This window comes from Pseudoselenomonas ruminantium, from assembly GCF_900104055.1.
In the GTDB taxonomy this organism is placed as follows: Bacteria; Bacillota; Negativicutes; order Selenomonadales; family Selenomonadaceae; genus Selenomonas_A; species Selenomonas_A ruminantium_C.
In genome coordinates this window covers 15,982-36,206 of record NZ_FNJQ01000002.1, presented here as the reverse complement: position 1 = coordinate 36,206, position 20,225 = coordinate 15,982, and the positions used below count along the sequence as shown (strand labels likewise).

General features: G+C 53.6%; 23 protein-coding genes. 2 read left to right on the top strand and 21 right to left on the bottom strand.

The genetic code is table 11. From position 1 onward, the window contains the following. Position 1 precedes the first annotated feature (1 nt). From thyX to BLQ59_RS01050, 7 genes are all read right to left on the bottom strand, one after another. A complete protein-coding gene (gene thyX / locus BLQ59_RS01080) occupies positions 2 to 694 on the bottom strand; it encodes an FAD-dependent thymidylate synthase (RefSeq protein WP_074570942.1) in 693 nt (230 codons plus the stop codon). Positions 695 to 697: 3 nt separating this feature from the next. Continuing rightward, on the bottom strand, positions 698 to 1,186 hold the full coding sequence (locus tag BLQ59_RS01075; protein ID WP_074570939.1) for a Mini-ribonuclease 3: 489 nt from the start codon (positions 1,184 to 1,186) through the stop codon (positions 698 to 700). Then, positions 1,183 to 2,610: a cysteine--tRNA ligase gene (gene cysS, locus BLQ59_RS01070; RefSeq protein ID WP_074570936.1), complete on the bottom strand. Its 1,428-nt coding sequence runs from the start codon at positions 2,608 to 2,610 to the stop codon at positions 1,183 to 1,185. Before cysS ends, BLQ59_RS01075 begins: the two co-directional genes overlap by 4 nt. 15 nt (positions 2,611 to 2,625) lie before the next feature. After that, positions 2,626 to 3,102 carry a 2-C-methyl-D-erythritol 2,4-cyclodiphosphate synthase gene (ispF, locus tag BLQ59_RS01065; protein ID WP_074570933.1) on the bottom strand — a complete coding sequence of 159 codons (477 nt, stop codon included), beginning with the start codon at positions 3,100 to 3,102 and terminating at the stop codon, positions 2,626 to 2,628. After that, positions 3,099 to 3,854, bottom strand: a complete 756-nt coding sequence (gene ispD / locus BLQ59_RS01060) for a 2-C-methyl-D-erythritol 4-phosphate cytidylyltransferase (RefSeq protein ID WP_074570931.1) — start codon at positions 3,852 to 3,854, stop codon at positions 3,099 to 3,101. Before ispD ends, ispF begins: the two co-directional genes overlap by 4 nt. A 57-nt stretch (positions 3,855 to 3,911) precedes the next feature. Continuing rightward, complete coding sequence (locus tag BLQ59_RS01055; RefSeq protein WP_074570927.1) at positions 3,912 to 5,063, bottom strand: PIN/TRAM domain-containing protein; 1,152 nt, start codon at positions 5,061 to 5,063, stop codon at positions 3,912 to 3,914. A 111-nt stretch (positions 5,064 to 5,174) separates the two neighbouring features. Then, positions 5,175 to 5,666 carry a CarD family transcriptional regulator gene (locus BLQ59_RS01050; RefSeq protein ID WP_074570924.1) on the bottom strand — a complete coding sequence of 164 codons (492 nt, stop codon included), beginning with the start codon at positions 5,664 to 5,666 and terminating at the stop codon, positions 5,175 to 5,177. Between the two features lie 214 nt (positions 5,667 to 5,880). Between BLQ59_RS01050 and BLQ59_RS01045 the strand changes: the two genes are divergently transcribed. Then, the gene (locus BLQ59_RS01045; protein ID WP_074570922.1) at positions 5,881 to 6,798 is read left to right on the top strand and encodes a serine hydrolase; all 918 of its coding nucleotides are present in this window, start codon (positions 5,881 to 5,883) and stop codon (positions 6,796 to 6,798) included. A 51-nt stretch (positions 6,799 to 6,849) separates the two neighbouring features. On the opposite strand, the gene BLQ59_RS01040 is transcribed toward BLQ59_RS01045, so the two are convergent. From BLQ59_RS01040 to tgt, 8 genes are all read right to left on the bottom strand, one after another. Next, positions 6,850 to 7,185 carry a hypothetical protein gene (locus BLQ59_RS01040; RefSeq protein ID WP_074570919.1) on the bottom strand — a complete coding sequence of 112 codons (336 nt, stop codon included), beginning with the start codon at positions 7,183 to 7,185 and terminating at the stop codon, positions 6,850 to 6,852. Between the two features lie 240 nt (positions 7,186 to 7,425). Further along, positions 7,426 to 8,343, bottom strand: a complete 918-nt coding sequence (gene secF / locus BLQ59_RS01035; protein WP_074570917.1) for a protein translocase subunit SecF — start codon at positions 8,341 to 8,343, stop codon at positions 7,426 to 7,428. Beyond that, positions 8,330 to 9,571 carry a protein translocase subunit SecD gene (gene secD, locus BLQ59_RS01030; RefSeq protein WP_074571203.1) on the bottom strand — a complete coding sequence of 414 codons (1,242 nt, stop codon included), beginning with the start codon at positions 9,569 to 9,571 and terminating at the stop codon, positions 8,330 to 8,332. The genes secF and secD overlap by 14 nt, the downstream gene beginning before the upstream one ends. 14 nt (positions 9,572 to 9,585) lie before the next feature. After that, the gene (locus BLQ59_RS01025) at positions 9,586 to 9,963 is read right to left on the bottom strand and encodes a hypothetical protein (protein WP_256324563.1); all 378 of its coding nucleotides are present in this window, start codon (positions 9,961 to 9,963) and stop codon (positions 9,586 to 9,588) included. Between the two features lie 48 nt (positions 9,964 to 10,011). Continuing rightward, positions 10,012 to 10,722, bottom strand: a complete 711-nt coding sequence (locus BLQ59_RS01020; RefSeq protein ID WP_074570912.1) for a PP2C family protein-serine/threonine phosphatase — start codon at positions 10,720 to 10,722, stop codon at positions 10,012 to 10,014. 6 nt (positions 10,723 to 10,728) lie between these two features. Then, on the bottom strand, positions 10,729 to 11,325 hold the full coding sequence (locus tag BLQ59_RS01015; RefSeq protein ID WP_074570910.1) for a 5-formyltetrahydrofolate cyclo-ligase: 597 nt from the start codon (positions 11,323 to 11,325) through the stop codon (positions 10,729 to 10,731). A 1-nt stretch (position 11,326) separates the two neighbouring features. Beyond that, positions 11,327 to 11,614, bottom strand: coding sequence for a preprotein translocase subunit YajC (gene yajC, locus BLQ59_RS01010; protein ID WP_074570907.1), 288 nt, complete (start codon positions 11,612 to 11,614; stop codon positions 11,327 to 11,329). 21 nt (positions 11,615 to 11,635) lie between these two features. Next, positions 11,636 to 12,751 carry a tRNA guanosine(34) transglycosylase Tgt gene (gene tgt, locus BLQ59_RS01005; protein WP_014423902.1) on the bottom strand — a complete coding sequence of 372 codons (1,116 nt, stop codon included), beginning with the start codon at positions 12,749 to 12,751 and terminating at the stop codon, positions 11,636 to 11,638. 221 nt (positions 12,752 to 12,972) lie between these two features. Between tgt and BLQ59_RS01000 the strand changes: the two genes are divergently transcribed. After that, entirely contained in the window at positions 12,973 to 13,506 is a 534-nt protein-coding gene (locus tag BLQ59_RS01000; protein ID WP_074570904.1) for an LptA/OstA family protein, read from the top strand. Between the two features lie 120 nt (positions 13,507 to 13,626). Here the strand turns inward: BLQ59_RS01000 and BLQ59_RS00995 are convergent, their stop codons facing one another. The 6 genes from BLQ59_RS00995 to purF all read right to left on the bottom strand — a co-directional run bounded on the left by BLQ59_RS00995 (position 13,627) and on the right by purF (position 20,186). Beyond that, positions 13,627 to 15,045, bottom strand: a complete 1,419-nt coding sequence (locus tag BLQ59_RS00995; RefSeq protein ID WP_176756683.1) for an alanine/glycine:cation symporter family protein — start codon at positions 15,043 to 15,045, stop codon at positions 13,627 to 13,629. 141 nt (positions 15,046 to 15,186) lie between these two features. Further along, on the bottom strand, positions 15,187 to 16,458 hold the full coding sequence (gene purD, locus BLQ59_RS00990) for a phosphoribosylamine--glycine ligase (RefSeq protein WP_074570902.1): 1,272 nt from the start codon (positions 16,456 to 16,458) through the stop codon (positions 15,187 to 15,189). Positions 16,459 to 16,469: 11 nt separating this feature from the next. Beyond that, entirely contained in the window at positions 16,470 to 17,063 is a 594-nt protein-coding gene (locus tag BLQ59_RS00985) for an IMP cyclohydrolase (protein WP_074570900.1), read from the bottom strand. Between the two features lie 12 nt (positions 17,064 to 17,075). Further along, positions 17,076 to 17,684 carry a phosphoribosylglycinamide formyltransferase gene (gene purN / locus BLQ59_RS00980; protein ID WP_074570897.1) on the bottom strand — a complete coding sequence of 203 codons (609 nt, stop codon included), beginning with the start codon at positions 17,682 to 17,684 and terminating at the stop codon, positions 17,076 to 17,078. Beyond that, entirely contained in the window at positions 17,677 to 18,729 is a 1,053-nt protein-coding gene (gene purM, locus BLQ59_RS00975; RefSeq protein WP_074570895.1) for a phosphoribosylformylglycinamidine cyclo-ligase, read from the bottom strand. Before purM ends, purN begins: the two co-directional genes overlap by 8 nt. A gap of 14 nt (positions 18,730 to 18,743) precedes the next feature. After that, positions 18,744 to 20,186, bottom strand: a complete 1,443-nt coding sequence (gene purF / locus BLQ59_RS00970) for an amidophosphoribosyltransferase (protein ID WP_074570892.1) — start codon at positions 20,184 to 20,186, stop codon at positions 18,744 to 18,746. Positions 20,187 to 20,225 lie beyond the last annotated feature (39 nt).

Sequence of the window (20,225 nt, the reverse complement as noted above, 5' to 3'; positions counted from 1 at the left end):
CTTATTCCTTCTCCCGCAGTTTCAGCATCTCGCTGAGCTTGCCGCAGGTCATGGCACCTTCCGGACAGCGCCCTGTGTTGACGCAACTGGCCCCTGCATTGAAGAACAGCGTCGGCGCAACTTTCTTGGCCTCGGCCAGCATCTTGTAGGCCATCTCGCGGATTTCCCACTGAGCCCGGTTGCAGCAGCGCAGGTTGAAGAAGTGCATGAGGCTGCGGGCATTCATGGTCACGAGGATTTTCGTCTCCGTGGCATTGGCCAGCACATAGCGGGCATCTTCCTTGGGCACGCCCATTTCCGTAAGCTCGTCATAAGTCTTGCGGATTTCTTCGAGCAGCGTCTCATATTTGGCCAGAGCCTCGGGCTTTTCGGCAATGGATGGCGGCGTGATGTACTGGAAGCCATGAGCTGCCACATAGCGCTGGGACTGCTGGTCATAGGAAGCGATGCGGTGACGCACGAGCTGATGCGTCAGCACGCGGCTCACGCCTTCAATGCCGAAAGTGAAGCTGGCGTGTTCCAAAGTGGAGCCATGGCCCAAAGCCACCATACGGCGCACCATTTCCTTCACCTTTTCGTCACTCAGTTTTTCCGCCAATTCCTCGGCACCACTAGCCGAGTAGCAGAGCCTTGCGGCCATCGCCACAGCCCGCTCCGGCTCCGGCGTATAGTTCAGTAATTTTACCTTGATCATTCGTTAATTCTTCTCCCGTATTTCCTTCATCATGGCCTGCGAGATAATCTGGAAGGACATTTCCGCAATCTCGTAGAGCCGTTCATGCTGCTCGGAAAGATAGAGGCTGCCGAGCAGGGCCTCAAAGCCGGTGCTGGCATGATATTCGGCCACGGACGCACTGCGCGGCGCATGGCTCTTGGCATTGCGGCCCCGGCGGTAGATGGCTTTCTCCTCCTCGGTGAGTGCTCCCTCAATGCCCTGATAGGCCTTGGCCTGCCAGACCGCCGAAACCATCTGGGCGCTGAAGGAGTGGAGTGCCTGCACCTTGGCCTGCTCATAGGAGAGCAGACGCGTACGCATAAAGAGATGGAAGTAGGCATCCCCCACATAGGCCAATACCAAAGGGTTGAGCTGCTTTACATCCACATCCTGATAACGCTGCAAAATGCCCCCGTCGCCATCCGGCTGAAACATCATCTCGACGAGCATCTTAAAATGGTCAAACTTCATGCCTTTTTCCACCGTACCCCATTGGGCGTATCCTCAAGGATTACCCCGGCTTCCTTCAGTTCATCGCGGATCTTGTCAGCCAGGCCCCAGTTCTTTTCCTTGCGGGCATCCTGACGGATATTGATGATGAGATCCATGAGCTTGTTGGCCAGTTCATCATCCGCAGCCTCTGCCTGTTCGAAGATGCCGATAATGCTCGTCATAAGCTTGTAAGCCGCTGCCACCTTGGCAAAGTTTTCGCTGTCGAAAGCCGTGCCCTTGTTCATGACATCCTGATAGTAAATGTTGATGTCCTTGGACAAGGCAAAGATCTGACTGATGGCCAGGGCCGTATTGAAGTCATCATCCATGGCTTCATGGAATTCCTTGACATAGCCGGCAGCTTTGTCTGCCAATTCCTTGGCCGTATCGCTCTGGCCGGATTTGGCCAGCAGTTCATCCATAAAGCCCTTGGACTGGGCCAGACGGTTCAGGCTCGTCTGCGCTTCCTTGAGGCGCTCGTCGCTGAAATCCAGCGGGCTTCTGTAATGCGTCTGCAGGATGAAGAAGCGCACCACCTCACCCGGGTACTCAGCCAAAATATCCTTCACCGTAAAGAAGTTGTTCTTGGACTTGGACATCTTCTCGTTATGGATGGTGATGAAGCCATTGTGCAGCCAATACTGGGCAAAGCTGTGCTCGTCCCCGATGCAGGCCTGACTCTGGGCAATCTCATTTTCATGATGCGGGAAGATCAGGTCGCTGCCGCCGCCATGGAAGTCGAACTTCTCACCCAAATATTTCAGGGACATGGTGGAGCACTCGATATGCCAGCCCGGACGGCCTTTGCCCCAGGGGCTGTCCCAGCTCGGTTCGCCGGGCTTAGCGGCCTTCCAGAGGGCAAAGTCCATCGGATGTTCCTTGCGCTCATCGACATCAATGCGGGCACCGGCCTGCATGTCTTCGAGCTTGCGGCCACTGAGTTTGCCATAGCCCGCAAATTTTTCCACGCGGTAGAATACATCCCCATTATCCACGGCATAGGCATAGCCCTTGTCCACGAGCTTCTGCACCATAGCGATGATGTCAGGGATCGTTTCACTTACCCGGGGATAGATATCCGCCCGCTTGACGTTCAGGGCATCCATGGCCTTGAAGTATGCGTCAATATAACGGCCGGAAATATCGCTCCACTTCACGCCTTCTTCGTTGGCCGTGCGGATGATCTTGTCATCCACATCCGTGAAGTTCTGGATATAGCGTACCTTGTAGCCTTTGTGGGCAAGGTAACGGCGAATCACATCCCAGGTCACGAACGGACGGGCATTGCCGATATGGGGATGGTTATAAGGCGTGACGCCGCAGCAGTAGATGCTGGCCTCCCCCTCTTTCAAGGGTTTGAACTCTTCTTTGCTGCGTGTCATGGTATTGTATACTTTTAACATTGAGATTCCTCCTGGTCAGACCTTTTCGATACCTGCCACCGCATAGGCGGAGATACCTTCCTCACTGCCGGTAAAGCCGAGCTTTTCCTCAGTGGTGGCCTTGACATTTACCTGGTCTAGTTCAATCCCGAGCACACGAGCGATATTTGCGTTCATCTGCGGGATAAAATCCTTCATCTTGGGCTTCTGGGCCACGATGGTCGCATCCACGTTGCCCGTCACATAGCCTTTTTCCTTGATCAGTTCCGCCACATGCGCCAGCAGCTTCATGCTGTCAGCGCCCTTGAACTGCGGATCTGTATCGGGGAAATGACGGCCGATATCGCCCAAAGCTGCCGCGCCGAGCAGGGCATCTGCCACCGCATGGAGCAATACATCTGCATCGGAATGGCCCAACAGGCCTAACGTATGGGGGATTTCCACGCCCCCGATAATGAGCTTGCGTCCTTCCACCAGACGATGGACATCATAGCCCATGCCAAATCTTGTCATGATTTTGCCTCCTTCAACCACGCTTCGCGCGCCTCAGCGGCCGCTGCCTGCAGGCTCCGTGCTTCATCCTCAGCCGTACATTTCAGGAAGGCTTCAGCAATCAGCAGGTCTTCCGGCGTGGTCACCTTGATATTGCGGTAATCACTCTGCACCACGGCCACAGGAACACCGATGCGCTCTACGAGACTCGCATCATCCGTGCCCAGGAAATCATCGGCAATGGCCGCCTCATTGGCCTCGAGCAGGATTTCCTTGCGGAAGCCCTGCGGCGTCTGCACTTCCCAAAGGGTGCTGCGCGGCGGCGTATCCACCACCAGTCCGTCAGCATCCACCACCTTGATGGTGTTCTTGGCGGGCACTGCCGCAATGGCGCCGCCCTTAGTGCGAGCCGTATCGATAACTGCCTGAATGGTCTTGGCCGTCACCATGGGCCGGGCCGCATCATGCACCAGCACCACATCAGCATCTTGGGCCACCTTCTGCAGCCCATTGTAGATGGAATACTGGCGCTCGCTGCCGCCGGCCACCACCTGCAAAGGCTTCAGCCCGCGTACCTTGCGCAGCTGCGTTTCCACTGTCGCCACTTCATCAGCAGCGACTACCACGATAAGCTCTCCCACTTCTTCCACCGCGGCGAACGTCTTTAAGGTGCGCACCAATATAGGCTCTCCCGCTAAAGTCAAGAGCACTTTATTTATACCAGCCTGCATTCGTTTTCCCTGCCCAGCGGCCGGGAAAATAACACTGACCATGAAATCAACTCCTAAGAAATTAAGCCTTCCCTCCGAGGGGAAGGCTTAACCACATACTTAATTTTTCGGCTTGGCAAAAATCATTCGGCCTGCCGCTGTCTGCAGGGCAGACGTCACTTCCACCTCAATGGTCTCGCCCATGTAATGGTTGCCGTTTTCCACGACAATCATGGTGCCGTCTTCGAGATAGGCCACGCCCTGGCCTGCCTCCTTGCCGGATTTGACAATCGCCACCTGCATGGTTTCCCCAGGGATGACCACAGGTTTCACGGCATTGGACAGAGCATTGATGTTCAGGACTTCCACGCCCCGCAGCTGCGCTACTTTGTTGAGGTTGAAATCATTGGTGATGATCTTGCCCCCCACCTGCTGTGCCAACTGCACGAGTTTGGAATCCACTTCAGGGATATCCTCGAAATCCACCTCGGTGATTTCCACCTTCATGCGGGATTCCTTGCGGATTTTCTGCAGGATATCCAACCCCCGGCGGCCGCGTACCCGCTTCAAGGCATCGGCCGAATCGGCGATATGCTGGAGTTCTTCCAGCACGAACACTGGAATCAACAGCGTGCCTTCCAAAAAGCCCGTTTCGCAAATATCGGCAATGCGCCCATCGATGATGACGCTGGTATCCAGCAGCTTATAACAAGGCTGCTCACCAGTTTCAGCCGCCGCTAGTTTCGGCGCTGCCGCCTGCTTGGCCTCCCGGATCTTGACCAATTCCTTCATGAACTTCGGAATGAAGTCAAAGATGCTCACGAGCTCCGAGCGCTTTTTTATCATGATATGAATGCCAAGATAGCCCAGCACGATGCTGAACACGACCGGGATATACTCCCCTACCACAGGAATCTTCGAGAAAGCATACCCCAGCAGATTTGCAATAATGAGTCCGATAAGTAAACCAATGGCACCAGCTATCACGTCATGCGTCGGCATCTTGTTTAGCTGTGCCTCCACAAACACGGCAAAGCCCTTGAGTTTGCGGATGAAAAAAGGAGATAAGAGAAAACCAGAGGCTGCGCCCAGGGCGGCCCCAAAGAGAATGCTCAGGAAACCAGCAATGGACAGCTTGAAAAAGCCCATCTCTGTTTCCAGGATCTCAGTGCTGATAAAAAAGGTCAGAAACGGCGTGGCCATATTGAGAAGTGCCCCGCCCGCAATCGCGAACAACAGGATAATGAAGAAACGCAAAACTCGGTCTAACATCAGATCACCTCCTTCCTATGATATTTACTTGCATAACTTTAAGTATAGTAAATTTCACCTGCCACTGTCAACGATAAAAAAGGCAGATAGTTGCAACTACCTGCCCCTTATTCACTTGCTTCCATTAGCCGCCAGGATATCATCCATCCAGTCCTCTACTTCTGCCGGACTCTTATCGCAGGCATATACGAGTTCACTGACCACGATCTGACGGGCCAGATCTAAAAGCCTGCGCTCGCCTGCTGATATGCGCCGTTCCCGTTCCTGCACCACAAGATTGCGGGTTACAGCCGCCGCATCGCAAATATCCCCGGACTTCAGCCGTTCCAGATTCGTATGATACCGCCGGTTCCAGGTGCCCAGCAGGCGGTCCGGCTCATCCTCAAGCACATCCCGCACTTCGTCCACCCGTTCTTCCGGAATCACATCCCTGAGGCCAATATGGTCTGCCTTATCCGCAGGAATCATCACCTTCATATCCCCGAGCGGCATCTGCAGAACATAGTATGACCTGCCCTCACCCAAAACCTCACACTTCTCAATGCCGGCAATGATGCCGGCACCATGCATTGGATAGACCACCTTATCACCGATTTGTAACAAGCACCCACCCCCATTATCAAGAAGAAATAATAACGATCCAGGAAGCCATTGCTATTATTTTAACATAAATTTTGAAATTTTTCAAAAGACATTTTTTTGCAACTTTCAGCAGGAATCATCAAGCTCATGCCGAATAATTAGCATTGCTAAGTCAAAATCCTTCCTTATCTGTTACAATAGGAATCAGATATATCAACAAGAAGGGCGTGTTACTATGAGAAGCAAAAAAGTCATTTTCCCTAAGTTTATCTTACCCGCAGGAATTATCATGCTGGCGCTGTTTATCCTTCCCAGCCTGCTAACAAAGGAGACCGCGTCGCTGCCTGCAAGTCTGCCCGAGGCTCATGCCAATGCAGATAACAGCAACACGGCATTGGCCGAGGCGATTACAGGCTTATCCAATGCCGACAGCACGCGCTACTCACTCTACGCCGCTTATCCTCAGGAAAGCCGTGAACCATATATATACCAATCCGAGCCCATGCGCTCCGCCAGTATGATCAAAGTCTTCCTGCTGGCAGATGCTATGGAAAAAGTCCGTGATGGGCAGCTTGCCCTGAATACAGGCATAACTCTCCATAGCAAGGACAAGGTCGGCGGTGCCGGCGTACTCTGCGGCTATGCCAGCGGAACCGTCCTGCCGCTGGATACCGTCCTGCGCCTGATGATAACCGAAAGTGACAATACCGCCACCAATCTTATCATCGATTTACTCGGGATGGATGACATCAACGCCTATATCCGGCGCAACGGCTACAATGATACCACTCTGGCCAGAAAGATGATGGATTTTGCTGCTGTAAATGCAGGACGGGACAATTACACCTCGGTAACCGATTTGGGAAATATTTTTCAGCGCATCTATAACCACGAATGTGTCGGTTACGAACAGGATGAGATCATGCTTTCCTATCTAAAAGGACAGACCGACACCGAATGTTTCCCTGCAGCACTTCCTGGGGCTGTTATCGCGCATAAAACCGGCGAACTGGGCGGGCTCTATGATGACGGCGGCATTATCTATCAAAACGGCAGAGCCATAATCCTCGTGATCATGACAGAACATTACTCCAACCGGTATCGGGCAATTGAAACCATGAAAGCCATGGCGCAAAGCGTTATGGCCAACTAAATAATTAATGCGGTCCCCACGTCAGGGACCGCATTTTTTGTCTGTAGAATTTTACCAGTGATTCACCACATATTGATAGATATTCGAAGCCACCGGCGACTGGCCCCCAAAAACATAGCCCTCATACCCTTCAGAATTACGGTAATACGGGCTGCCATTCACGGGATAAAAAGAGTAATACAGGCTGACTCCCGAGTAGACGATGGTGCAATCGAAAGTGTATGGGCTTCTGCTCTTCAGATATACACTTTCCGTCAAGAGATAGGCATTCGTACCATCACTGTATGTCCCCATATAAACCGAATCTGCCTCCGCACAGCCATCCGGCACCACGGTGAACATCAGTGATACTGCAACAGCAAAGGCTATCAATATACGTTTGAACATACTAAACCTCCTTTTCCCTTTCCATAAATATATCTACGTTGGTAAGTTCTCCAGCGTGTCTGCCAATTCCTGCCAAACAACTAATTTTATTCGCTGTAAAATCAAACAGTATGTCCAGCCAAAGTCCATTACAACACAATAAGCCCGGCGGGTTGGTGATGTTTTTCCGCAACGTTTGACGGCTTACGTCTAAGCGGAGAAAAAATATTACCAGCCCACCGGGCGTCTTAGCATATCGTATTATTTGGCTGCAGCCGCACTGGCCACAACCTTTTTCTTGTCCCCCATCTTACGGAGTGCCACCCAGAGCGGGCTGGCGATGAAGATGGACGAATAACAGCCGCTGCCGAAACCGATCAGCAGGGCAAAGGCGAAGTCCTTCGTCGTTTCGCCGCCGAAGAAATACAGGGCAAACGTCGTGAACATAACCGTGAACACCGTGTACAGAGAGCGCGTGAGCGTCTGGAATACGGAAGTGTTGACCAGATGGTTCACATCGCCGCCACGGCGGAAATGCAGCTTGAGGTTCTCTCGGATGCGGTCAAAGATAACGATGGTATCGTTGATGGAATAACCAACAATCGTCAGCAGCGCTGCAATGAACGAAGAATCGATCTGCCGTCCCGTGAAGGAGAACACCGCCAGCACGATGAGGATATCGTGAACGAGGGCCAATACCGCGGCCACGCCAAAGCGCCATTCAAAGCGGTACGCTACATAGGCAATGATCAGCGCCCAGGAAACCACAAGGGCCAATACGGCATTGGTAATCAGCTCGCCGCCAATCGTGGCACCGACTTTTTCCTCGCGCAGCACATCATAATTGCCCACATCGGTCTTGATGGCCGCCATGACATCCTTGCGCTGTTCCTCTTCCATGTCCGTTGTACGGATCATGACATTTTCTGCTTCGGTCACTCCGGATTCTGCGCCGGTCAGCTGGATCTGAGAACCTTCGAGGCCAAACTTAGCAAGACTCGTACGCACCTCAGCGATAGCCACCGGGCGTTCAAATTTCAGATCGATAATCGTACCGCCCGTGAAGTCGATACCGAAGTTAAAGCCCCGGGTAAACATGCAGATGAGTCCGGCGACGATGATGATGCTGGAAATGGCAAACCAGAGTTTGGAGCGTCCGGCAATATCAAGCTTGTTCATGCTTCAAGTCCTCCTTTTTCCACAGCATATAGCCGTTAGCACCATATGCACCGGGATTTTCCGAAATCTTGGAATTGATCATGAGCTTCAGCAGATACTGCGAAAGCGTGATAGCCGTCAACATGGACAGCATCGTGCCCAAGCCAAGGGTGATGGCAAAGCCGCGAATCGTGCCTGTGCCTAAGAAGAACAGCACACCGGCGGCGATAATCGTCGTGATATTGGAGTCAAAGATGGTCGTGAACGCACGTTTGAAGCCTGCATCCATGGACAGACGCAGAGTCTTGCCCTGAATCTGATATTCTTCCTTGAAGTGCTCGAAAATCAGCACGTTAGCATCTACGGCCATACCGATGGACAAGATGATACCAGCTACACCAGGCAGAGTCAGCGTAGCATCGAGCAGGTACAGCAACGCCAGCAGCACTACCGTATAAGCCATCAACGCCACGTCAGCGATAAAACCGGACAGGCGGTAGAACAGCAGCATGAAGATCAATACCGCACCAATGCCGACAGCAAAGGCAAAGACGGATTTATCCTTGGAGTCCTGACCAAGCGTCGGGCCAACCGTACGGGTTTCGATGATGTTGACTTTGACCGGCAGGGCACCGCTTCGGAGCACGACAGCCAGGTTCTGCGCTTCTTCCAGCGTCTTCTGCCCCGTGATTTCCGCCTTGCCGCCGAGAATCGGCTCGCGGACATTCGGCGCCGTCAGCACTTCGCCGTCCAGCAGGATGGCAATCGTGCGGCCGACGTTTTTCGTCGTGAGGTCGGCAAACTTCTGTGCACCTTCATCGGAGAATTCCAGATTGACCACGTTCTGGCCGCTCTGCTGATTGGTTGCCGCCTGGGCATCCTTCAGGTCCGTACCCGTGAGCACGGTATTGCCTTCTTCATCCTTGAATTCCAGCATAGCAGTCTTGCCGATGGTCTTGATGGCCGCATCCGGATCTTTGACGCCCGGCAGTTCGATGATCACCCGGCGCTCACCTTCGCGCTGAATAATCGGCTCCGTAAGGCCCAAAGAGTTGACGCGCTTTTCCATGATCGTGACCACACGGTTCATGGCGTCATCATTTACTTTTGCAATATCTGTGTCCTCTGCTTCGAGCACCACATGGGTACCGCCCTGCAGATCGAGGCCCTGACGAATCGAGAAAGCCAGCGGCTTTACAAAGGCCAGGAAAATGCCAATGATGGCGACGACACAGACAATCAGCTTCATGAGATTGTTCTTTCTCAAGAGAGTTCATCCCCTTTTGTCTTTCGTTTTCTATATTCCTGAATGAAGTTGATGACCTTGTCCCGCACCTGCTGCGCGTTGTATTGGTCCGTCTGGATATAGAGGTCGGCATGCGCCTTGGCATCTGCCAGTCGCTTATGCTGCACCTCCAGCCTGCTTTCATCCCAATAGACAACCCGCCGCTTATGGATAGCGGGCATGGTGGCATCAATCATCACCAAAATATCTGGATGGCGCTTCGCCCAAAAATCATGAATCCCGGAATGTTCCTGCGCAACATTATAAGCATCATAGCCAGCCGCCTTAAGTCCGGCAACCAGCGTAGTCTTCCCCGAAGCACAAACTCCTACAATCGCAATCTTCAAGACAATCACTCCTATCCAGTTTACATAGATAAAGTAGTAATGGTATATCGTTTTAACTTAATATGGATATGTTACCTCAAGCTGTTCAATCTTGGGGCTGGACGGTGAACCATCCGTAACTCCCATAACAAGCACCGTCATATCATCCGATGCTTTATCCGCATCCAGCTCCAGCGCATAATCCATGATGCTCTTGGCGATGAACGCGGCATCCTCTGCTTCATTCTTGCGGACGATCTCCATGATCTTCTCGAAATCCGCCGGATGTCCCAGACGTTTCCGCCCAGCATGGGCAATGCCATCCGTATAGGACACGATAATCATGCCCGCCGTCAGCGGCACCTCATACATCAATGGCTTCATATGCCGGTTGACGCCAATCGGCTCCACATTCTCATCATAGACCGTCTCATACTCCGGCGTCCTGATGATCACGGGGCAGTTGGAATTGCGGCTGATCACGGCCGTTTCTGTATCGAGGTCAGCACTGACCACCGTCAGCGTGCAGGATACCTTCTTATCCTTCATGGCATAAAGGTAGTCATGCACCGCCCGGGCCACTGCCCCGTCACGTGCTCCGTCGGAAATCAACTGCGTCGCCTTGTTCACCACCCAGCTGCTGGTATGATGGGCCGCGAGCCCATTGCCCTGCCCATCCGCAATGATCGCCGAGATCCCCCCATGAGGACGCTCCACGATATCGCAGGTATCACCACAGACTTCCGTTGCATATTTAGAAGTCTTCGCCATGCCAATCTTAACTTCCATACAAAATCACCCCAATAAGCAGTTATATATCCCTTGCTCGGTAATTATTTTATGCACCAGAGCGTCATGCTCTTCCATAGGCACGGAAGACACCAGCTGGCACGAATAAGCCAGCGCAATCCTCTTCGCCTTAATGGCCTTCGCCATATATGCATCATAGAACCCCGCGCCCATGCCAAGTCGTTCCCCACGAGTGTCAAACGCCACCCCGGGCACGATAATCAAATCGAGCTCCTCTGGCGCAACGACCTGACACTTAGCCGGATCAGGAGTAAGGATTCCATATTCCCCTTCCACAAGGGCGTCCAGCGAAGGCACTGTCACAGCCTCCATCTCTCCCTTGCGGATAACCCGGGGCATGGTTACCGTAACCCCTGCCTCCAGCCATTTCTGAACCAACGGCAGGATCTGCACTTCATCTGCCATCGAGGCATAGCACATGACCTTGCGCGGTTCTTTGAAATCCGGCAGGGCACAGAATACATCAATAATGCGCGTGCTGGCCTTTTGGCGGTAAGCTGCTGTAAGCGCCCGCCGTTTGGCCAGGATTTCTGACCGCAGCGCCTTTTTCTCAGCCTGCGGGCCGTTTATCTCCCCTGCCATCTCAGGCCTGCTTGTCCTGGGTGATATTGGCATTGATGGAAGCCCGGGAAACCTCGATCACGGTGTTCTCCGCAATCTTCAGCTTGATCACTTTCTCTTCCAGTCCCACGATTGTACCATAGATACCACCGATGGTCATTACCTTATTGCCCTTTTCCAGCGTGTCCAGCATGCTCAGCCGGCGTTTCTGGGCCGCCTTCTGCGGGCGGTACAGCAGAAAATAGAAAATGGCAATCATCACAAAGATAGGGCCCCAAGTGCCCAAAGCTGTCATGGTTTCCGGAGTCATAGTAAGCACCTCTTCTTTAAATTAGCGTTTATAGTTGGCCAAAAAATCACTGCGGAACTGCGTAAACTTGCCGTCAATAATCGACTGGCGCATGCGGCGCACAAACTCTTCCAGGAAGTAGAGATTATGCAGGGACAGCAGGCGCAGGCCGAAGATCTCGCCTGCCCGTACCAGATGACGGATATAAGCACGGGTGTAACCGTTGCGGCAAGCATAGCAGCCGCAGCCTTCCTCAATCACATGATGGTCATGCGTCAGGTTGGCATTCTTCATCACCAGGCGTCCCGTCCAGGTCATGGCCATGCCATTGCGGGCCACGCGAGTCGGATAGACGCAGTCGAACATATCGATACCGCGCATCACACCTTCCACCAAATGGTCAGGCGTACCCACGCCCATCAGATAGCGGGGCTTGTTTTCCGGCAGCAGAGACGTGGAATACTCCAACATCTCATACATAAGTTCCGGCGGTTCGCCTACGGACAGGCCGCCCACGGCGTAGCCCGGGAAGTCCATCTCCACCATCTCTTTGGCATGCCATTTGCGCAGGTCCTTGTACATGCCGCCCTGCACGATACCGAACAAGCCCTGATTCGGCGCCGTCATGGCGTCCTTGCAGCGCTGTGCCCAGCGCAGCGTGCGCTCCGTGGACTGCTTGGCATAGTCATGGTCAGCCGGATACGGCACACATTCGTCAAAAGCCATAACAATATCGGAGCCCAGACACATCTGCACTTCCATGGAAACTTCCGGCGACAGGAACTTCTTCGAGCCATCAATATGAGAACGGAAGGTTACACCTTCCTCGGTGATCTTGCGCAGATCGCCGAGCGAGAACACCTGGAATCCGCCGCTGTCCGTGAGGATTGCGCCATCCCAGTGCATGAACTTATGCAGGCCGCCAGCTTCCTTGACCAGTTCCATGCCCGGACGCAGGAACAGATGATAGGTATTGGAGAGGATGATCCCTGCCCCCAAATCCTTCAGTTCGTCTGGCGAAACGCCCTTGACCGATGCCTGCGTGCCCACAGGCATGAAAATCGGTGTCGGGAAACTGCCATGCGGTGTATGGATAATACCAGCACGAGCTCCGGTGGCCTCGTCCTTTTTCACTAATTCATAAGTAATCGCAGCCAAAAAAAAACCTCCAATAGCTGTATGAAATCGATACAATCACTTTTGCCCCTGGTTTAAATGTCTAAGGGGTTTAAAATTTCTCGCATAGTTATCATTTTACCATAAAATAAGAAATTAAGACAAGAAATTTGGCATGGATGTATGTTTCCGCAGACATTTTTGCCAAAATCCCTATTTTAGGGTAAAATAGAGATAAGAAAATCTGTAAAGGAGCGGCACCGATGATGAAAATACGCATTTCCCTGTTACTGATCATCTCCCTGATGTTTATAGCCCCCGGCCTCAGCGAAGCTGGCACCCCCGGCCATACGATAAACACCGATATGGCCAAAAGCAGGTACCAGCCTGTTATCAGCGCTGACCGCACTAGCTATAATGAAGAGAGCGGACTTTACCAGCTCACAGGCAATGTGCGCATTCAATGTGCAGGACGCACCATCGCCGCCAACAATGCCAAAGTCAATGCCAACACCCTACAGGTTTGGGCAGACGGACGGGCAACCATCACCGAAGGGGAACTCACTTTCACGGGCGATGCCCTCTATGCCGAGCTTTCCGGCAATACGGTCTGGTTCTTCGGCAACCGCTGTGGCGTGGAACGGCCCGGGCTCGTGATTCATGGAGACAATATGCAGTATAACTGGGAAACGCATATCGTCATCTTTGATGGACATGTGCTATGGGTTCATCGTGGCAAGAGCAATACCACGAGCCATTTGGAATTCGACCTGGAAAAAGACGATGTGGTTCGCTAACTGAATAAGGATATACAAAGCCCGCCCCGCTGGTGATGCTTTCCGTAACGTTTGACAAGCTTGTCAAAGTGAAGGAAAGTATTACCAGCGGGGCGGGCGCCTTTGTACTGATATGTATTATTAAGATCCGCAGTTCATATCCACGACTTCCCCTTGCTTTTCCTTCACCACGACTTCGCGCTGGAATTCAAAGCATTCGTCGGCAATATCCTTATTGAGCCACAAGAGGCAGATAAGGTTAGGGATTGCCATCAGGCCATTCATGGTATCGGAGAAGTTCCAGACCACTTCGAGTGCCGTCGTCGCACCCACAAAGGTCACGAGACTGAACAGGATGCGGTAGCCCATGATGACCGGGCGTGTCTTGATCAAATACTCCAAGGCCTTTTCGCCGTAGTATTCCCAACCCAGAATCGTAGAGAATGCAAACAAGCTTAAGGAAATGGAGATGATCAGCTTGCCATAGTCGCCGAAAACCGTGCTGAAGGCCGCAATCGTAAGTTCCGCACCGGAGAGCAGCTCGCCCGTGGCCGGGTTCGTGGCCCCGAGCATACCGGAAGATGCGATAACCAAACCGGTCAGCATGCAGACGATCATGGTATCAAAGAACGTACCGGTCATATTGACATATCCCTGACGGGAAGCATGGTCGGTACGGGCAGCAGCTGCCGCAATGGGCGCCGAGCCAAGGCCGGCCTCATTGGAGAACACGCCACGGGCCACGCCCCAGCGCATGGAGGTCAGCATGGTAGCCACGATGGAGCCGCCGACACCACCGGCCACAGAATCAAAGGAGAAAGCCATGCGGAACATTTCCACAATCCCCGCGGGCACGGCCTCGATATTGGCGATGATCACGATAGTGGCCGCTACGAAGTAAAACGCCGCCATGCCCGGCACCACAACGCTCGACACCTTACCAATACTGCGGATGCCACGAATCAGCACCACCATCGCAAAGAAAGCAATCACGCCGCCCGTCAGCCAGGCAGGCACTGCATAACTTGAAGACAGGGCCGCCGCAATGGAATTGGCCTGCGTCATATTGCCGATGCCAAAGGACGACAGGACCACGAACAGGGCAAACAGGAACGCCAGTGTACGGCCAACGAATTTATTCTTGATGCCATGACGCATTGCGTACATGGGGCCGCCGGACATCTCGCCGACGGAATTCGTCTCACGGTATTTGACCGCCAGTACCGACTCCGCGTATTTCGTGGACAGGCCAAAAGCCGCGCTGATCCACATCCAGACCAGAGCACCGGGGCCGCCAAGCACCATAGCGGTAGCCACACCGACAATGTTACCGGTACCCACAGTGGCCGAAAGCGCCGTCATCAACGACTGGAACGGCGAAATATCTCCCTCATGTTCATCCCTATGACGGAAAATCATGCGGATAGCATACACAAGATTACGCCAGGGCAGGAATTTCAAACGGACGGTCAGGAATACGCCCGTGCCCACCAGCAATCCCAACATAACCGGTCCCCAGACGAAGTTATTGATGTCCGCCATCAACGTTGCAAAATCCATAGTCTCACATCCCTTTTTATCGTTTTACGCATAAGAAAACTCTTCTGCTATGAATCACGCAGAAGAGCGTCCCTCGTTGACGTCTATGTGTAGTATTATAATAGACTTCTGTCAGCTTGTAAATATCGAATCTCTGTATACTTAACGTTCCAGGGCACGATGAGCGATATCCTTGCGATAGAATGCATCCTTGAAGGAGATTTTCTCTACGCCGGCATAAGCCTTATCCACTGCCGCCCGCACGTTTTCGGCCTTGGCTACGACGCCGAGCACACGGCCGCCATCGGTTACCACCTGACCGTCCTTATGGGCAGTCCCGGCATGGAACACCAATGCGCCTGCAGCCTTGGCATCTTCCAGCCCCGTGATGGCATCACCCTTGCGATAGGCTTTCGGATAACCGCCCGCAGCCATGACCACGCAGACTGCCGCCTCTTTTGACCAGTCAATCTGCTGCTCCGCCAAAGTGCCGTCCGCACAGGCGAGCATGATTTCCACCAGGTCGCTTTCCAGCAAGGGCAGGACCACCTGGGTTTCGGGATCGCCGAAGCGGGCATTGAATTCCACAACCTTGGGGCCTTCCTTTGTAATCATCAGGCCAGCATAGAGGCAGCCTTTATAGGTTTTGCCTTCCTGCTCCATGGCCTTGATGGTCGGCACGAGGATCTTGTCATAACTTTCCTGCACCATGGCTTCCGTCATGACTGGCGCCGGCGCATAGGTACCCATGCCGCCCGTATTGGGGCCCTTGTCGCCATCATAGGCGCGCTTGTGGTCCTGGGAGCTGATCATGGGGCTGATGGTTTTGCCATCGGTAAAGCACAGCAGCGAAGCCTCTTCGCCTTCCATAAATTCTTCGATGACCACGCGGGAACCGGCATTGCCGAATTCCTTGTCTTCCATGATATCGGCAATGGCCTGCAAAGCCTCTTCTTCGGTCATGGCTACGATAACGCCCTTGCCGGCGGCCAGGCCGTCAGCCTTGATGACAATCGGAGCGCCCTCTTTGCGAATGTACTCCCGGGCCGCCTCTGCCTCGGTGAACACTTCGTACTTAGCCGTGGGAATCCCGTATTTTTTCATCAGGGACTTGGAAAATGCCTTGGAACCTTCAATCTGGGCAGCTGCCTGCGTCGGGCCGAAAGCTTTGATGCCAGCCTTATTGACTGCATCTACGAGGCCATTGGTCAGCGGCACTTCCGGGCCGACGACCACCAGGCCGATATCCTGCTTCTGGGCAAAAGCCACGATGGCTTCATTATCCGTAATACTGATGCCCTCCACGCACATGGCCACATCGGCCATGCCGGGATTGCCCGGGAGAGCGTAAATCTTGTCTGCCTTGGGCGACTGGGAGAGCTTCCACGCCAGAGTGTGTTCCCGGCCGCCGCCGCCGATTACTAAAATATTCATGCTTCCGCCCCTTATTTTGCCAGTTGTTTCGCCAGATAGTCCTGAATCATATCGTCATAAGCCGCCGTATGCGCAAAGGCTTCCTGAGCCAGTTCCATGCGGGTACGGTCATTTACGCCGCCATTTTCCTTGATCTGGGCAATGACTTCATCATATTTGGCCGGATTGGTGACGATGGTGACGAACTTGAAGTTCTTGGCCGAAGCGCGCACCATAGCCGGGCCGCCGATATCGATGTTCTCAATCGCCTCTGCCAGAGTGACATCCGGTTTGGCAATGGTTTCCTTGAAGGGATAGAGATTGACGGCTACGAGGTCAATGCCCTTGATACCATGCTTTTCCATCTGCGCCACATGTTCGGCATTATCGCGCACAGCCAGGATGCCGCCATGGATATAGGGGTTCAGGGTTTTCACACGGCCGTCCATGATTTCCGGGAAGCCTGTCACATCGCTGACATAGGTCACGGGAATGCCGGCTTCCTTGATGGCTTTCATGGTGCCGCCCGTGGAGATGATTTCCACACCAGCTTCATGGAGCTGGCGGGCGAACTCAACTACGCCTTCTTTATTGGATACACTGATCAGGGCACGCTTAATCTGCATTTATTCTACTCCTCACTCTAAAATCGTCACTTTACGGCCATCTACCTGCAACTTGCCTTCGCAGTAGAGCCGGATACATTCGGGATAAATCCGGTGTTCCTCTTTGAGCACCCTGGCACCCAAAGTTTCCTCCGTATCATCATCCAACACGGGCACAGCCGCCTGCATGATGATGGGGCCGGAATCCGTGCCTTCATCGACGAAGTGCACCGTACAGCCGCTGACTTTCACGCCATAGGCCAGCACATCACGATGGGCATGAGCACCGGGGAAGCTCGGCAGCAGCGCCGGATGGATATTCATGATGCGTCCGGCAAAATGCCCCACGAAATACGGTGTCAGAATCCGCATAAAGCCTGCCAGCACCACAAGCGTGACACCTGCGGCTTCAAGCTTTTCAATCAACGCCCGCTCAAAGGGCTCCCGGCCGTCGAACTGCTTACGGTCTACACAGACCGCCTCGATGCCGGCCTTTCTGGCCCGTTCCAAAGCATAGGCTTCCTTATCCGCCAGCACGATGGCAATCTCGGCAGGAACCTGCCCTGCCTCAATGGCATCGATGATGGACTGCAGATCCGTGCCGCGGCCGGAACAAAGAACACCTAATTTTTCCTTAGCCAACGAACACACCGCCCTGCAAAGTTACATCATGGTTGCCTTTTACTACTTTGCCGATCTCATAGACCGTTTCGTCAGCATCCTGCAAATGCGCCTTGACGGCTTCTGCTTCTTCCGCAGACACGATCAGGATCATGCCGATGCCCATATTGAAGGTGCGGTACATTTCCGGCCAATCCACATTGCCCCACTGCTGCAGGAGATGGAAGATGGCAGGCATTTCCCATTTGCTCGTGTCGATTTCCACGGCCAAGTCTTCCGGCAGAGCGCGGGGAATATTCTCGTAGAAACCGCCGCCCGTGATATGCACCATGCCATGGATGTCGAATTTCTCAATCAGCGGCAGGCAGGATTTCGGATACAGGCGCGTCGGCGTCAAAAGTTCCTCGCCGATGGTCTTGCCGAGTTCTTCCATGTATTCGTCGCCCTTGAAGCCCTTGTGGTCAAATACGATACGGCGCACGAGGGAATAGCCGTTGGAATGCACACCGGAGGACGGCAGGCCGAGAATCACATCGCCCTCTTTTACCTTGGCACTGGTGATCAGCTTGCTCTTTTCCACGACACCTACGGCAAAGCCGGCGATATCGTATTCCCCTTCGGGATAGAAGCCGTTCATTTCCGCAGTCTCGCCGCCAATCAGGGCACAGCCGGACTCCTTGCAGGCGCCCGCTACACCGGTGACCACATCGGCTACCTGTTCCGGCAGCAGCTTGCCCACGGCCAGATAATCGAGGAAGAACAGGGGTTCTGCGCCCTGCACCAGAATGTCGTTGACGCACATGGCCACGGCATCCTGACCGATGGTATCATGCTTGTCCAGCATGAAGGCCAGCTTGAGTTTCGTGCCCACGCCGTCCGTACCGGATACCAGCACTGGTTCCTTGTACTTGCCGCTGTTCAAGGCAAACAGGCCGCCAAAGCCGCCCAGATCGCCGAGCACTTCCGGGCGATAGGTTGCCCGGACGCTGTTCTTGATGAGCTCTACGGAACGATTGCCCGCATCAATATCCACACCGGCATCTTTATAGGTAAGTTTTTCCGTCATTGTCCTCTTGTTCCTCACTTTGCTTTGCGCTGTTCAAACACATATTTGCTGTCGCCGGCGGGCTTTTCCCCCTCGGCGATGGGGTACGCACTGTTGAAGCAGGCGTAGCACATATCGTCTGCATTGACTGCCGATACACAGGATTTCAGACCTTCCAGGGACAGGAAGTGCAGGCTGTCCGCACCGATAAACTGACGGATTTCCTCCACCGTCTTGGTAGCCGCAATGAGTTCCTTGCGCACGGAAGTGTCAATGCCATAGAAGCAGGGATAGCCAATGGGCGGGCTGCTGATGCACATATGCACCTCTTTTGCCCCGGCCTGCCGCAGCATCTTGACGATCTTGCCACTGGTAGTACCACGTACGATACTATCATCCACCATAATGACCGACTTGCCCTGCACCACGGAGCGGATGGCGTTGAGCTTGAGCTTCACGCTGGTATCGCGCTTCTTCTGCGTGGGCTGGATAAAGGTACGGCCAATGTAGCGGTTCTTGATGAGGCCTTCCACAAAGGGAATCCCGGACTCATAAGCATAACCCGTGGCTGCCGTCGTACCGGAGTCCGGCACGGAAATCACGATGTCGCCCTTGAACTGGGACTCGCGGGCCAGCACCCGGCCCATCATAAAGCGGGCATCATGGACGCTCTGACCATCAATCACGGAATCCGGACGGGCAAAGTAAATGTATTCGAAAATGCAGGAAGCCTTCTTCTCATCCATCGCGAAAGGATAGGACTTCACGCCGCTGTCATCAATGACCACCATCTCGCCCGGCGCAATATCGCGGACGAACTCGGCACCGGCCACATCGAGGCCGCAGCTTTCCGAAGACAGGATATAGCTGCCTTCCTCGGTCTTACCCAGGCACAAGGGACGGAAGCCCTGCGGATCGCGGGCGCCGATAAGCTTGTCCTCTGTCATGATGGTCAGGCAGTAAGCGCCTTTGATTTTCTTCAGGCTTTCGATGATTTTTTCTTCCACGGTTTCGGCCCGGCTGCGGGCAATGAGGTTCACGAAGACTTCGGAGTCAATGGAAGTCTGGAAGATCGTCCCCTGCTGCTCCAGTTCATGACGAATCTCTGCGGCATTGGTCAGGTTGCCGTTATGCGCCAAGGCAATCTTGCCGCCCGCATAGTTGACCATCAAAGGCTGAGTGTTGCAGAGCAGGCTCGAGCCCGTAGTGGAATAACGCACATGGCCGATGGCAATGCACTGATTTTCCATATGGGGCACCTGATGGCGGAACACCTCATTGACCAGCCCCATGCCTCTGGTCACGTCCATCCAGGCACCATCCGTGATGGCGATGCCCGCACTTTCCTGACCGCGGTGCTGCAGGGCATAAAGCCCCAGGTAAGTCAGCCCCGACACATCTTCGGTGTGGGAAAACACCCCGTAAACACCGCACTCCTCTTTCCATTTCGGTTCTAAGTTATAGCCATTTTCATACATGGTTATGTTAATCTCTCACTTTTTTTCTACTAAAAAACA

Bases quoted from the DNA above. Each gene is read 5' to 3' on its own strand.
- thyX (WP_074570942.1), bottom strand. From the start codon at position 694: ATGATCAAGGTAAAATTACTGAACTATACGCCGGAGCCGGAGCGGGCT.
- BLQ59_RS01075 (WP_074570939.1), bottom strand. From the start codon at position 1,186: ATGAAGTTTGACCATTTTAAGATGCTCGTCGAGATGATGTTTCAGCCG.
- cysS (WP_074570936.1), bottom strand. From the start codon at position 2,610: ATGTTAAAAGTATACAATACCATGACACGCAGCAAAGAAGAGTTCAAA.
- ispF (WP_074570933.1), bottom strand. From the start codon at position 3,102: ATGACAAGATTTGGCATGGGCTATGATGTCCATCGTCTGGTGGAAGGA.
- ispD (WP_074570931.1), bottom strand. From the start codon at position 3,854: ATGGTCAGTGTTATTTTCCCGGCCGCTGGGCAGGGAAAACGAATGCAG.
- BLQ59_RS01055 (WP_074570927.1), bottom strand. From the start codon at position 5,063: ATGTTAGACCGAGTTTTGCGTTTCTTCATTATCCTGTTGTTCGCGATT.
- BLQ59_RS01045 (WP_074570922.1), top strand. From the start codon at position 5,881: ATGAGAAGCAAAAAAGTCATTTTCCCTAAGTTTATCTTACCCGCAGGA.
- BLQ59_RS01040 (WP_074570919.1), bottom strand. From the start codon at position 7,185: ATGTTCAAACGTATATTGATAGCCTTTGCTGTTGCAGTATCACTGATG.
- secF (WP_074570917.1), bottom strand. From the start codon at position 8,343: ATGAACAAGCTTGATATTGCCGGACGCTCCAAACTCTGGTTTGCCATT.
- secD (WP_074571203.1), bottom strand. From the start codon at position 9,571: ATGAAGCTGATTGTCTGTGTCGTCGCCATCATTGGCATTTTCCTGGCC.
- BLQ59_RS01020 (WP_074570912.1), bottom strand. From the start codon at position 10,722: ATGGAAGTTAAGATTGGCATGGCGAAGACTTCTAAATATGCAACGGAA.
- BLQ59_RS01015 (WP_074570910.1), bottom strand. From the start codon at position 11,325: ATGGCAGGGGAGATAAACGGCCCGCAGGCTGAGAAAAAGGCGCTGCGG.
- yajC (WP_074570907.1), bottom strand. From the start codon at position 11,614: ATGACTCCGGAAACCATGACAGCTTTGGGCACTTGGGGCCCTATCTTT.
- BLQ59_RS01000 (WP_074570904.1), top strand. From the start codon at position 12,973: ATGATGAAAATACGCATTTCCCTGTTACTGATCATCTCCCTGATGTTT.
- BLQ59_RS00995 (WP_176756683.1), bottom strand. From the start codon at position 15,045: ATGGATTTTGCAACGTTGATGGCGGACATCAATAACTTCGTCTGGGGA.
- purD (WP_074570902.1), bottom strand. From the start codon at position 16,458: ATGAATATTTTAGTAATCGGCGGCGGCGGCCGGGAACACACTCTGGCG.
- BLQ59_RS00985 (WP_074570900.1), bottom strand. From the start codon at position 17,063: ATGCAGATTAAGCGTGCCCTGATCAGTGTATCCAATAAAGAAGGCGTA.
- purM (WP_074570895.1), bottom strand. From the start codon at position 18,729: ATGACGGAAAAACTTACCTATAAAGATGCCGGTGTGGATATTGATGCG.
- purF (WP_074570892.1), bottom strand. From the start codon at position 20,186: ATGTATGAAAATGGCTATAACTTAGAACCGAAATGGAAAGAGGAGTGC.